Origin of the sequence: Mycobacterium sp. MAA66, assembly GCF_041261665.1 — a bacterium.
Taxonomy (GTDB): Bacteria; Actinomycetota; Actinomycetes; order Mycobacteriales; family Mycobacteriaceae; genus Mycobacterium.
Genome location: NZ_JBGCCC010000001.1, coordinates 82,331 through 94,893, shown reverse-complemented (window position 1 = coordinate 94,893; position 12,563 = coordinate 82,331). Strand labels below are relative to the sequence as shown.

At 64.9% G+C, this 12,563-nt stretch carries 10 protein-coding genes; 6 read left to right on the top strand and 4 right to left on the bottom strand.

Annotated features, from left to right (window positions below):
- Window positions 1-32 precede the first annotated feature (32 nt).
- Both ABIA30_RS00415 and ABIA30_RS00410 read left to right on the top strand, forming a co-directional pair.
- Complete coding sequence (locus ABIA30_RS00415; RefSeq protein ID WP_370061048.1) at window positions 33-1,577, top strand: molybdopterin-dependent oxidoreductase; 1,545 nt, start codon at window positions 33-35, stop codon at window positions 1,575-1,577.
- A 132-nt stretch (window positions 1,578-1,709) separates the two neighbouring features.
- Window positions 1,710-2,180: a hypothetical protein gene (locus tag ABIA30_RS00410; RefSeq protein WP_370061047.1), complete on the top strand. Its 471-nt coding sequence runs from the start codon at window positions 1,710-1,712 to the stop codon at window positions 2,178-2,180.
- Between the two features lie 55 nt (window positions 2,181-2,235).
- On the opposite strand, the gene ABIA30_RS00405 is transcribed toward ABIA30_RS00410, so the two are convergent.
- Both ABIA30_RS00405 and ABIA30_RS00400 read right to left on the bottom strand, forming a co-directional pair.
- The gene (locus ABIA30_RS00405) at window positions 2,236-5,127 is read right to left on the bottom strand and encodes an RND family transporter (protein WP_370061045.1); all 2,892 of its coding nucleotides are present in this window, start codon (window positions 5,125-5,127) and stop codon (window positions 2,236-2,238) included.
- Window positions 5,124-5,570, bottom strand: a complete 447-nt coding sequence (locus tag ABIA30_RS00400) for an MmpS family protein (RefSeq protein ID WP_370061043.1) — start codon at window positions 5,568-5,570, stop codon at window positions 5,124-5,126. The genes ABIA30_RS00405 and ABIA30_RS00400 overlap by 4 nt, the downstream gene beginning before the upstream one ends.
- 186 nt (window positions 5,571-5,756) lie before the next feature.
- Between ABIA30_RS00400 and ABIA30_RS00395 the strand changes: the two genes are divergently transcribed.
- Genes ABIA30_RS00395 through ABIA30_RS00380 form a run of 4 tightly spaced genes read left to right on the top strand, consistent with a single transcriptional unit; the run spans window position 5,757 to window position 10,156 of the window.
- Window positions 5,757-6,128 (top strand): GatB/YqeY, encoded by a 372-nt coding sequence (locus ABIA30_RS00395; protein ID WP_370061041.1) that lies wholly within the window; start codon window positions 5,757-5,759, stop codon window positions 6,126-6,128.
- 12 nt (window positions 6,129-6,140) lie between these two features.
- Window positions 6,141-7,688, top strand: a complete 1,548-nt coding sequence (locus tag ABIA30_RS00390) for an ATP-dependent DNA ligase (protein WP_370061039.1) — start codon at window positions 6,141-6,143, stop codon at window positions 7,686-7,688.
- A gap of 54 nt (window positions 7,689-7,742) precedes the next feature.
- Window positions 7,743-9,992, top strand: a complete 2,250-nt coding sequence (locus tag ABIA30_RS00385) for a carbon starvation CstA family protein (RefSeq protein ID WP_370061038.1) — start codon at window positions 7,743-7,745, stop codon at window positions 9,990-9,992.
- Entirely contained in the window at window positions 9,971-10,156 is a 186-nt protein-coding gene (locus tag ABIA30_RS00380; RefSeq protein WP_370061036.1) for a YbdD/YjiX family protein, read from the top strand. Before ABIA30_RS00385 ends, ABIA30_RS00380 begins: the two co-directional genes overlap by 22 nt.
- 65 nt (window positions 10,157-10,221) lie before the next feature.
- Here the strand turns inward: ABIA30_RS00380 and ABIA30_RS00375 are convergent, their stop codons facing one another.
- On the bottom strand, window positions 10,222-11,445 hold the full coding sequence (locus ABIA30_RS00375; protein ID WP_370063179.1) for a cytochrome P450: 1,224 nt from the start codon (window positions 11,443-11,445) through the stop codon (window positions 10,222-10,224).
- A 25-nt stretch (window positions 11,446-11,470) separates the two neighbouring features.
- Window positions 11,471-12,502, bottom strand: a complete 1,032-nt coding sequence (locus tag ABIA30_RS00370; RefSeq protein ID WP_370061034.1) for an LLM class F420-dependent oxidoreductase — start codon at window positions 12,500-12,502, stop codon at window positions 11,471-11,473.
- Window positions 12,503-12,563: the final 61 nt, after the last annotated feature.

The following is a 12,563-nucleotide window of genomic DNA, read 5'->3' as shown; positions in this document are numbered from 1 at the left end:
CTTTCCGACCGGCTGCGCAGTACCGTGGCCATGTGGCACGTCAACGCGACCCGAGCCTGCGTCTGCGCGGACTGGCGGCCGCGGCCATCGCCCTCGGCGTGGCCACCCTGGTGGCGGTACCGTTCGGACCGCACGCGGATGCGCGCACCGCGGTGGGGTCAGCGATCATCGATCTCACCCCCGGTCCGGTCAAAGAGTGGGCGATCCAGAATTTCGGCACCAACGACAAGCTGTTTCTCTCGATATCGGTGCTCGTGGTCATCGCGGTGATCGCAACGCTGACAGCACAATTCGAGGCAGTGCTGGCCGGCAGCGTCGCGATCGGCCTGGCCGGCGTCGTGGCCGGTGCGGCGGTGCTGACCCGCAGCGGCGCCCGCCCGGTCGACGTCATCCCCACGCTCCTCGGAGCGGTCGCCGGCATCACCGTGCTGCGTCTGCTGGTTTCCGAGCGACTCGGTCGGCGTGCCGACGCCAGTCCCGGCACCGACACCGACCTCGGTCGGCGTCGAACCCTGACCACTGTCGGCTTCCTGGCGGTCGGAACGGCATCCGGAGTGGCCGGCGCGATACTCAGCCGCGTGACGTCATCGGTGGCCGGTGACCGCAACGCCTTCGCCCCGCCGGTGCCCAAGATGTCCGCCGCTCCCGTCCCGGCGACCGTGCAACCAGCCGGCGTGGAGCTGGCGCCGTTCATCACGCCCACCGCCGACTTCTACCGGATCGACACCGCCCTGAGCGTTCCCCAATTGGACCGCCAGGACTGGCGGCTACGGATCCACGGCATGGTCGACCGCGAAATCACCTACCGCTTCGAGGATCTGGCGCAGTTCGAGGCGGTCGACAAGGTGGTAACGCTGACCTGCGTGTCAAATCCGGTGGGCGGCAACCTGATATCGAACGCCACCTGGACCGGCTATCGCGTGCGAGACCTGCTGGCTCATGCGGGTCCACACGCCGACGCCGACATGGTGCTGTCCCGATCCGTGGACGGCTTCACCGCAGGCACCCCGATCGAGGCCCTCACCGATGACCGGGATTCGTTGCTCGCGGTGGCGATGAACGGCGAACCGCTGCCCACCGAACACGGCTACCCGGCCCGGTTGGTGGTGCCGGGCCTGTACGGCTACGTGTCGGCCACCAAATGGCTCGTCGACCTCGACGTGACCAGATTTGATCGAGCGCAGGCATATTGGACTCGATTGGGCTGGGCGGAACGTGGCCCGATCAAGACCGAGTCCCGCGTCGACGTACCCCGCGACGGCGCCCAGATACCTCGAGGACCGGTGACCTTCGGCGGTGTCGCGTGGGCCCAGCACCGCGGGGTCCGCGCGGTCGAGGTACGAATCGACACTCCTGGCGGTACCGGACAATGGCAAGCCGCCCAACTCGGTGCGAACTACTCCAACGACACCTGGCGACTGTGGAGCGTGCCGTGGCACGCGCAGGACACCGGCCCGCATCTGATCACCGTGCGCGCCACCGATGGCACCGGAGCAGTGCAGACATCCCAGCAGGCCGATGTGATGCCTGACGGCGCAAGTGGCTGGCATTCGGTGTCCTTCAGCGTGGCCGCCTGAACGCCCGAACGCGATGTCATGTCGCGGCGCCCGCAGATCAGGTAGCGTTTTCCTCAGTTCCTCACCAGCCGCCAGCGCGGCCCTGTCAGTTGAAACATGTTGCGACATTTGGTCGGAAGCAAAGGAGCGCCCATGACAGATATCGGCCTGTGGGGTGAGCTCACCATCCTCGCCGGTGCGATGGCAACCGCTTTCGCCACTTGCGTGTTTGTGTACATCGGTCGGCTGGAGAAGCGGACACCCGCTGTACTGGGTGAAAAAGTGGGCGCCCACAAAGCGATTCTCGTCAAGGTGCGCAAGCGCGAACCGCTGTCCCGGGACGAATTCGAGTATGCGACCGAACTGGTGACCGATGCTCGATCACCGCTGGCGTATGCCATGCCCGCGGTGCTTTTCAGCATGGGATTCTTCTACGTGGTCGGGTGCCTGTTCGAGTTGCACGTGCACGGCGGGAACCCCTCCTTCCGCACGTTCATCGGCGGGATCCCCATGTTGACTTCCATGAACATCGCCGCGCAGCTCCGCCGGGTCGCACGGCTGAAGAAGAACCTGCAGGACGTGCCGGTGACGGAGCCCGAAACAGCTGACGGGCTCACTGTCTGATCTGCCCCCCGCTATGAAACTGGCCGCTGCCGAACATCTTCGGCGGCCCCGGTCGTCATGAACCAGAGTGTGTCGACACCCCGGAGACGGGGTCACCGTCTTCCCACAACAGGAGCTGTCGAACCGCTGCGCGTGATCCATAGGGTTGCAGCATTTGGCTTGCGGGGCGGGGCCGTACCCGTAGCGGCCACCAGAACCATCGGCCGAGCAGGGCTGCGATTGCCGGGGTCATGAACGAACGCACGATCAGTGTGTCGAAGAGCAGACCGAGCGCGATCGTCGTGCCGATCTGACCGAGGATCCGCAGATCGGCGAAGACGAACGAGGCCATGGTGGCCGCGAACACCAGGCCGGCTGCGGTAACCACCGCGCCGGACCCGGCCATCGCCCGGATGATGCCGGTGTTCAAGCCTGCGCCTATCTCCTCCTTGAATCGGGAGATGAGCAGCAGGTTGTAGTCCGAGCCGACCGCCAGCAGCAGGATCACGGCCAATGCCAACACGATCCAGAACAACTGGATACCGAGAAGGTCCTGCCAAATCAGCACCGAAAGCCCGAACGAGGCGCCCAACGACAGCGCCACGGTGCCGACGATGACGACCGCCGCGACAATACTTCGGGTGATGAACATCATCACCAGCAGAATCAGACTGAGTGCGGCGACGCCGGCGATCATGAGGTCGTATTTGGCGCCGTCCTGAATGTCCTTGTAGGTGGCCGCCGTGCCCGCGAGATAGATCTTGGATCCCGCCAGCGGCGTGCCCTTGACCGCTCCCTGCGCGGCGTGCCTGATGGCGTCGATGTGCGAAATACCTTCAGGCGTAGCGGGATCGCCGTCGTGAGTGATGATCATCCGGGCAGCTTTCCCGTCCGGCGACATGAAAAGCTTCATCCCGCGCAGGAATTCGGGGTTCGTGAATGCCTCTGGCGGCAGATAGAAGGAGTCATCGGTTTTCGAGGCGTCGTAGGCCTGGCCCAGCGCGGTGGCATTCTGTAGTGCCGCGGCGGTCTGATCGTTGATACCCGAGGTGGTGGCGTAGTTCGTCAGCGTCAGATCGCGATTCTTCTGCTGCGTGGCGATCTGCGGCGGGATCAGCGCCAACAGCTTCGGCTGCAATTCGTCCAGCTTGGTGATGCTGCCCGAGACGTTGCCCAATTCATCGGCCAGCGCATCGATGCCGTCCAGTGCATCGAATACCGACCGCAAAGCGGCGCAGGCCGGGATATCGAAACAATGTGGCTCCCAATAGAAGTAGTTGCGCAGCGGCCGGAAGAAGTCATCGAAGTTGGCTATCTTGTCGCGCAGGTCGTTCGCTGTCGCAACCGTCTGCTGGAACGCCTTGGCCTGCTCATCGGTGATCGCCCCGGACTGCTGTTGCAACGCATACTGCTGCCGCAGAATGTTGATCGAGTTGTTGATCACGTCGACCTGTTTGAGCAGATCGGCACCGCGCGCCTGCTGAAACGGCAAGTTGTTGATCTGAGATGAGTTGCCCGCACTGATCTGGAACGGTATCGACGTGTGGTCCAGCGGCGTGCCCAGCGGTCGGGTTATCGCTTGCACCTGGGCGATGCCGTCAGTGTGGAAGACCGCCTTGGCGACACGTTCCAGCAGGATCATGTCGGTTGAATTGCGCAGATCGTGGTCGGCTTCGATCATCAGCAGCTCGGGATTGAGCCGCGCCTGCGAGAAATGCCGTTCCGCGGCGGCATAACCGACATTGGCCGGTGCGCTGGCGGGCATGTAGGGCCGAGCGTCATAACTCGTCTTGTATGCCGGTAGTGCGAGCAGACCGATGAGGGCAATGGCGACCGTCACCGCCAAAATAGGCCCGGGCCAGCGCACGATCGCGGTGCCGATGCGCCGCCAGCCCTGCGTCTGCAGCCGGCGTACGGGTTCGAAAAGGCCGAAGTGCCGGCCGATGCACAGCAGCGCCGGCGCCAGGGTCAGTGCCGCCACCACGGCGACCAGGACGCCCGCACCGGCAGGGACACCCAGGGTCTGGAAGTACGGGAGCCGGGTGAAGGTCAGACACATCACCGCACCGGCAATCGTCAAGCCCGATCCCAGGATGATGTGCGCGGTCCCGTGGTACATCGTGTTGAATGCCGAGACCCGGTCCTGCCCCTCATAGCGCGCTTCGTGGAAGCGGCCGAGCAGGAAGATCGCATAGTCGGTGCCGGCGGCGATGACCAAGAGCGTCAGCAGGTTGGTCGAGTACGTCGACAGCTGGATGATCCCGGCATTCGCCAGCACGGCGACGACACCGCGGGATGCCGTCAACTCGATCATCACGGTGAAGATCACGAACAGCACCGTGGTCAGCCGGCGATAGAGCGAGAACAGCATCAGCGCGATCACCCCGAGGGTGATCAGGGTGGTCTTCAGCGTGCCGTGGCGGCCCACCTCGAACTGATCGGTGACCAGGGGTGCAGCCCCTGTGACATAGGCCCGTATGCCCGGAGGTGGCGGAGTGTGGTCGACGATGTTACGCACCGCGTCGACCGATTCATTGGCCAGCGACTCGCCCTGGTTGCCGGCGAGGTACACCTGCACCAGCGCGGCCTTGCCGTCTGCACTCTGCGAGCCGGCCGCAGTCAGCGGATCGCCCCAGAAGTTGTCGATGTGTTCGACGTGCTTGGTGTCACCGAGAAGCTTCTGCACCAGGCCGTCGTAATAGTGGTGTGCGTCGGCACCGAGCGGCTTGTCCCCCTCGAGCACGATCATCGCCGAACTGTCGGAGTCGAACTCCTGGAAAACCTTGCCGATGCGTTTGCTGGCCTGCAGTGATGGTGCGTCGTGAGGGCTCAGCGAGACGTTGTGTGCTTCGGCAACCGTCTCCAGCTGCGGCACGAAGACATTGGTCACCACTGCCAGGGCCAGCCAGAACAGCGCGATCACCACCGACAGCCGCCGGATGAGGTCTGGAATCCGGTGGCTGCTCATCCGGACTTGTCCAGGCAGGAGGTGTAGGCGTTCAAGGTGTGCACCGTTTTCTCGTCCTTGACCACATCGTCAATCTTGATCCGGCAGCCGATCGAGTCGCTGTCCCCCTGCGCCTGAACGTTGACGAAGACCGCCGGCTGAGTCGTTGTCGTGTCGTAGGACCAGGGCAGCTTGGCACCATCGACGCGCTGAGGTTGGGCGTTGACGTCCAGATAGGTGATGGTTGCCACCGTGCCGGGTGGGCCGAAGACTTCCAAGACCACATGCTTCGGGTTGAACGGCACGATGTCGTTGCCCGAGCCGCTGGGTGTGGAGGTGACGTCGTGTGAGGCAAAGATGCCATGCAGGCGGTACACAGTGAATCCGGCCAGCGCAATGACCACCGCCGCCACCAGCAGCATCCAGCGTCGGCTCAGTCGGCGCCCGATCGAAACCCTCTGCAACCGTGACCCTTTCAGCGACCCTCGACAGGCGTGGAGCGTAGGCAAATTCTTCTAGAACAGCTAATCAAGTAGGTTGACCGTACGACACTGGGCGGGACACCACAACACTTCGACGGCCGCGCCTCTGCTCGGCGGTACCGAAAAAGTCAAATGACGAACCCCGGCCACACCACTACGGTCGTCGGGATGACCCAACCCGCCGTCCGGTGGCGTACGACCCTGCGTGACCAACTGCTCATCGCCCGCAAGGCGCGCGCCACCGTGCGCACAGCTGCGCTGCGGTCCGCGCTCAGCGCGATCGACAACGCCGAAACACCGGACATCATCGTGCCCAAAGCCGGAGCCATCGCCGACAGCGCCAGCGGGCTGGGCGCCGCCGAAGTGACGCGACGGAGCCTGACCGACGTTGAGATTCGCGCACTGATCCAGACCGAGATCGACGAACGTCACAGCGCCGCAATGACATTGCTTGCCGCCGGGCATCATGACCGCGTCGAACAACTTGGAGCCGAGGCGGCGGCGCTGGCCGATCTGCTGAATGTTGTCGGACCCGCATGACACGCTGAGCTCATGATGCTCGCCGACGTCGCGCTGGCCTCTGCCGAGGTGAGCTCGGCTGCGGCCCGGTCCGCGAAGATCAAACGGATCGCGGAGTTACTCACCGCGACCGCGGATCCGGCCATCATCGCCGTCGTCGTCGACTGGCTCTCCGGTGAATTACCGCAACGGCAGATCGGCGTGGGCTGGGCGGCGTTGCGGTCGCTCCCCCCGTCTGCCGACCATGCGGTGCTGACGGTCACCGACGTCGACGGTGCGCTGTCCGCGATCAAGGCGGTCAACGGCCCCGGCTCGGTAGCCAAACGCGCACAGCTGCTGCACACGGTGTTCGGCGCGGCCACCGCAGCCGAGCAGACCTTTCTGCACCGGTTGCTCGGCGGCGAACTGCGCCAGGGCGCACTGGGTGGGGTGATGACCGACGCGGTTGCACGTGCGGCGAACCTGCCCACCCCGGACGTACAACGCGCAGCCATGCTGAGCGGCAACCTCGCCACCGTGGCCGCCGCGGCGATATCCGACGGCGCAGGGGGCCTGGCGCGCTTCACCCTGACCGTCGGACGGCCGGTGGGTCCGATGCTCGCGCAGACCGCGGTCACCGTCAGTGACGCCCTGGAAAAGATCGGCGGCACTGCGATATTCGAGACGAAGCTGGACGGCGTCCGGGTGCAGATCCATCGCCACGGTAGCGCGGTGTCGGTGTACACCCGCAGCCTGGAGGACATCACGTCCCGGGTTCCTGACGTGGTGGACGCCGTGTTGGATCTGCCTGTCACCGACCTGATCGCCGACGCCGAGGCCATCGCTCTGCGCCCCGACGGCCGGCCGCACCGGTTCCAGGTCACCGCCGCCCGGGTTGCCAAACACGGAGCCGAGCAGACCCAACCGCTGTCGGTATTCTTCTTCGACGTGCTGCACCGCGACGGCGCCGATCTGCTGGACCTACCGGCCACTGAACGCTTCGCAGCACTGGGCGAAGTGGTGCCCGAGCACCTGCAGGTGCAACGCACGATGACGGCCGATCCGGCTGCAGCCCAACGCTTCCTCGACGAAACACTGGCCGCCGGCCACGAAGGCGTGATGGTCAAGAACCCGGCCGCGCGATACGAGGCGGGTCGCCGCGGGGCGGGCTGGCTCAAGGTGAAGCCGGTCCACACACTGGATCTGGTGGTGCTCGCCGTCGAATGGGGTTCGGGGCGGCGCACCGGCAAGCTGTCGAACATCCACCTGGGTGCCCGGGACCCGGAAACCGGCGGATACGTGATGCTGGGCAAGACATTCAAAGGAATGACCGACGAGATGCTGGACTGGCAGACCCAGCGCTTCACCGAGCTCGCGGACGGTCCGACAGACGGCTACAGCCGGATTGCCGGCACCGCCGGCGGCGTGGTGCAAGTGCGCCCAGAGCAGGTCGTAGAAATCGCGTTCGACGGCATTCAGGGCTCATCGCGCTACCCGGGCGGTATGGCCCTGCGGTTCGCCAGGGTGCGGCGCTATCGCAACGACAAGCGACCGGACGAAGCCGACACCATCGACACGGTGCGTTCTCTGTACGAGCGCTGAGCATTACCCGTGTGTTCGCTCTCGCACCGCCAGCAGCGATGACAGGATGGGCCCATGGCCACCACAACCGGCAGTCTGGAATCGACCGACGGTGACATCGCGTATGTCCGCACCGATCCGGATCTGCCGCCCGTCGCGATCATCGACCGCTCGTCCATCACCGTGCGGCACCGGGTGATATTCGGAATCATCGCGGTGCTGGGTGCGGCCGCGTGGGCGGTCATCGCCTTCGCCCGCGGCGAGAGCGTAAACGCGGTGTGGTTCGTCATCGCGGCGATCTGCTCCTATGTCGTCGGGTACCGGTTCTACGCCCGGCTCATCGAGATGAAGATCGTCCGGCCGCGCGACGACCACGCCACCCCGGCGGAGATCTTCGAGAACGGCACCGACTACCTGCCCACCGACCGGCGGGTGCTGTTCGGCCATCACTTCGCCGCCATCGCCGGCGCCGGGCCGTTGGTTGGGCCGGTGCTGGCCACCCAGATGGGCTACCTGCCCGGCACCATCTGGATCATCGTCGGCGCGGTGGTGGCCGGCTGCGTGCAGGACTACTTGGTGCTGGCCATCTCGACGCGCCGGCGCGGTCGGTCGCTCGGCCAGATGGTGCGCGACGAACTCGGTGGGTTCGGCGGCACGGCAGCAATTCTCGCGGTCCTGGTCATCATGGTGATCTTGCTCGCGGTGCTGGCGCTGGTGGTGGTCAACGCCCTGGCCGAAAGTCCGTGGGGCGTCTTCTCCATCTCCATGACCATTCCGATCGCGATATTCATGGGCCTGTATCTGCGGTTCGTGCGCCCGGGCCGGGTATCGGAGGTGTCGTTGATCGGCGTCGTGCTGCTGCTCGCCGCAGTTGCCGGCGGCGGCTGGGTGGCCCAAACACCTTGGGGCGCAGAATGGTTCACCCTGTCCAAGGTCACGCTGACTTGGTGCATCATCGGCTATGGCTTAGCCGCGTCGGTGCTGCCGGTCTGGCTGCTGCTGGCACCGCGCGATTACCTGTCGACCTTCATGAAGGTGGGCACCATCGCACTGCTGGCGGTCGGCATCCTGATCGCCCGTCCGGTCATGGAGGCACCGGCGGTCTCCCAGTTCGCCACCCGCGCCGACGGTCCGGTGTTCGCCGGAGCACTGTTCCCGTTCCTGTTCATCACCATTGCTTGCGGGGCACTGTCCGGCTTCCATTCGTTGATCTCATCGGGAACTACGCCGAAGCTGCTGGAGAAGGAAGGACAGATGCGGCTGATCGGTTACGGCGGCATGCTGACCGAGTCGTTCGTCGCGATCATGGCCTTGATCACCGCATCGATCCTCAATCAGCACCTGTACTTCGTGCTCAACTCTCCGACCGCAGCGACCGGAACCACTGCCTCGAGCGCCGCGGCCTACGCGAACGGCCTCGGCTTGTCCGGCGTTCCCATCACCGCACAGCAGATCACCAGTGCCGCAACCGAAGTCGGTGAGCACTCGATCATCTCACGCACCGGCGGTGCTCCGACGCTGGCGCTGGGCATGTCTGAGGTGATGCATCAGGTGTTCGGCGGCACCAGCATGAAGGCGTTCTGGTACCACTTCGCGATCATGTTCGAGGCGCTGTTCATCCTCACCACGGTGGATGCCGGAACCCGGGTGGCCCGGTTCATGCTGTCCGACGCGTTGGGCAATCTCGGTGGGCCCCTTGCGAAGTTGCGCGACCCGAGCTGGAAGCTCGGAGCTTGGGCATGCAGCCTGCTCGTGGTCGCCGGCTGGGGCAGCATCCTGCTGATGGGTGTCACCGATCCGCTCGGTGGTATCAACACACTGTTCCCGTTGTTCGGTATCGCCAATCAGCTGCTGGCGGCGATCGCACTGACGTTGGTGACCGTCGTGGTGATCAAGAAGGGGTTGCTCAAGTGGGCGTGGATACCTGCGCTGCCCTTGCTGTGGGACACCCTGGTGACGCTGACCGCGTCGTGGCAGAAGATATTTTCTGCCGACCCCAAAATCGGCTACTGGCAGCAGTATTCGGTGTACGCCGCGGCCAAGGCAGCGGGTAAGACCTCGTTCGGCTCGGCCAAGACGCCCGAACAGATCGACGCCGTCATCCGCAATACCGCCATTCAGGGCACGCTGTCTATCGTGTTCGCCGTGCTGGTGGTGACTGTCGTGCTGGTCGGTGTGGTCGCCGCCATCCGAGCCGCGCGCGGCGGCGGCAGGCCGCTCACCGAGGATGAACCGCTGCCATCCAAGCTGTTTGCACCGCGGGGGCTGATTCCGACCGCCACAGAGAAGGAGGTGCAGCGCCAATGGGACGCCTTGCCCTCCTGACCCAGCAGATCGGTTGGTACGTCCGGTCATTGATGGGCGACAACCACTACGACCGGTATCTGCAGCATCGACGCCGCACGCACCCGGGCGAGCCGGTGCTCTCCGAGCGCGACTACTGGAAGCTGCGGTACAGCCTGTCCTCAGCCGACCCGCGCTGCTGCTAGTCCCGCGAGCAGACGCATATGTCCCCAATTTCCCGGCGTGTCGGGCACATTTGTGTCTGCTCGCGCTAAGAGGTGACGCGGTACCTGATCGGGAGATGCTTGAGGCCACCGACGAACGTGGTCGCGACATACTCGGGCCGGCCGGCCAATTCGATGGCTGCCAATCGCGGGATCAGTTCGGTGAAAAAACTGTTGATCTCCATTCGGGCCAGCGCCGCGCCCAGACAGAAATGCACCCCGTACCCGAACGCCACGTGTCTGTTGGGATCTCGGCCGATGTCGAAACGGAACGGCTCGTCGAACAGATCCTCGTCGCGGTTACCCGACGGGTAGGACAACAGTACCGACTCCCCGGCCGCGATCGGCACGCCGCGCACTATGGTGTCCGCGGTCGCAGTACGCATGAACGCCTTCACCGGAGTGACCCATCGGATCATCTCCTCGACGGCCGACGGCATCAGCTCCGGATGTGCACGCAACCGGGCCAACTCATCGGGATTGTCGATCAACGCGTGCAGTCCACCGGAGATGGTCGCACTGGAGGTGTCGTGTCCGGCCGCCGCGACGATCATGTAGTACGACACCGTCTCGATGTCCGAAAGCGGTTGTCCATCAACGGTTGCATTGGCGATCGCCGATGCCAGGTCGGCGGTCGGGGTGGCCCGACGCGACGCCGTCAACTCGGTGAAGTAGCCGAACAGCTCGATCATGGTGGCGACGTTGTCCTCCATGTTGGCGCCGCGCTTGTACTCGTCGTCGTCGCTGCCGAACAGTTCCTGGGTCCATTTGAGCATCGAAGCGAAATCCTGCTCGGGGACGCCGAGCAGCGACATGATCACGTACAACGGGAAATTCACCGACACCTGTTGCGCGAAGTCACATTCCGGCCCGACCCGCACCATCTCGTCCACGTAGCGCTTGGCCAACTCGTCGACGCGTAACTCCAAGGCCCGCATGGCCTTCGGCCGGAACCAGTCGGCACCGATGGCCCGCACCACGCGGTGCTGGGGGTCGTCCATGTGGATCAACGTGCTGATGCCCATGTCGGCTTGCACCTCGTCGGCCTCGGCGGTGACCAGCACCGGCCGGGGCGAGTTGCTGAACAACGTGTTGGCCCGTTCGACGTCCATGATGTCGGAGTGCTTGGTGATCGCCCAGAACGGTTGATATCCAGGAACCTCAACCCAGGACACCGGCGCGGCGACACGCAGATGTGCCAGTGCGGCATGGAATTTCGGCTCATCTGTGTACGCCGACGGGGTGGCCAGCACGCTGGCGGCCTGATCGATGATGCGGGTATTCACGGGTGTCCCTTCACTGGCGTAACCGGGCCAAGACGTCAGTCACGACGCCCCGCGGGAGCCCGGACGGGAACGCCGGCATCACGCGATCGATCGCCCCCGCGCAGCGCTCGTGAAGTGCGGCGCTCAAGGACTCCGCCGGCGCCACCACGGCGAACGCATCAAGCACGTCATCGTCGATCCGGGTGCCCATCTCGTCCCATCGACCGTCCAGCGACAGGTGCCGCAGCTCGGTCTGCAGATCCCCCCAACCATGCAGTTCCAGCACCGGACGGTAGGCCGGGGTCGAGGCGTAGAACGCGATCTGTTTGCGGGTTGCCGTGGCGGCGCCGGCCATCGACGCCTCATCGGTACCGGTCACGACGAACACCGGACAGGCCACGGTGAAGTCTGCCCGGTTGCGGCCCGACCGCTGCAGTCCGCGCTGCAAGGTGGGGATGGTGACCTCGTCCAGGTAACGGCGGGTGGTGAAGGCGTGTGCCAGCAGACCGTCGGCGACCTCACCGCACATCTCGGTCATCCGCTCCCCGACGGCTGCGACAAAGATCGGCGGAGTGCCGTGCGGCTGGGGTTCGGGGGTGAACATCGGCGTCATCAGGCGGTGGGTGTAGAACTCGCCGTCGAAGCTCAGCTCGGTGCCATGCCCCCAACAATCCCAGATCGCTTGCAGCGCGAGGATGAACTCGCGCATTCGCCGAACCGGGTGCGACCACGGCATGCTGAAGCGCTTCTCGATGTGCGGCTGGATCTGGGTACCCAGGCCCAGGATGAATCGCCCCTGTGAATATGCCTGCAGGTCCCAGCCGAGATTGGCCAGGGTCATCGGGCTGCGGGCAAAGGCCACCGCGATGCTGGTGCCGATCTGCAGGTGCCGGCTGTGTTCGGCCGCCAGCAGCAGCGGCAGAAACGGGTCGTGGTTGATCTCGCCGGTCCAGCAGCCGTCGAAACCCTCGCGCTCCAGATCCCGCGCGATCTGCGGGGCACCTCGCAGATCGCCGAAGATGCCCCCGTCGATCTTGAGCTTCGACACAGTGCCGACGGACATGACCGCAGACGCTACAGTAAGCAATTCAGTAGGGTCAACGGCGCGAGAGGGATGGACCGAC

What these genes read in the sequence shown, in the direction of transcription:
- ABIA30_RS00410 (WP_370061047.1), top strand. Translation starts at nt 1,710, where the DNA reads ATGACAGATATCGGCCTGTGGGGTGAGCTCACCATCCTCGCCGGTGCG.
- ABIA30_RS00405 (WP_370061045.1), bottom strand. Translation starts at nt 5,127, where the DNA reads ATGAGCAGCCACCGGATTCCAGACCTCATCCGGCGGCTGTCGGTGGTG.
- ABIA30_RS00395 (WP_370061041.1), top strand. Translation starts at nt 5,757, where the DNA reads ATGACCCAACCCGCCGTCCGGTGGCGTACGACCCTGCGTGACCAACTG.
- ABIA30_RS00390 (WP_370061039.1), top strand. Translation starts at nt 6,141, where the DNA reads ATGATGCTCGCCGACGTCGCGCTGGCCTCTGCCGAGGTGAGCTCGGCT.
- ABIA30_RS00385 (WP_370061038.1), top strand. Translation starts at nt 7,743, where the DNA reads ATGGCCACCACAACCGGCAGTCTGGAATCGACCGACGGTGACATCGCG.
- ABIA30_RS00380 (WP_370061036.1), top strand. Translation starts at nt 9,971, where the DNA reads ATGGGACGCCTTGCCCTCCTGACCCAGCAGATCGGTTGGTACGTCCGG.
- ABIA30_RS00370 (WP_370061034.1), bottom strand. Translation starts at nt 12,502, where the DNA reads ATGTCCGTCGGCACTGTGTCGAAGCTCAAGATCGACGGGGGCATCTTC.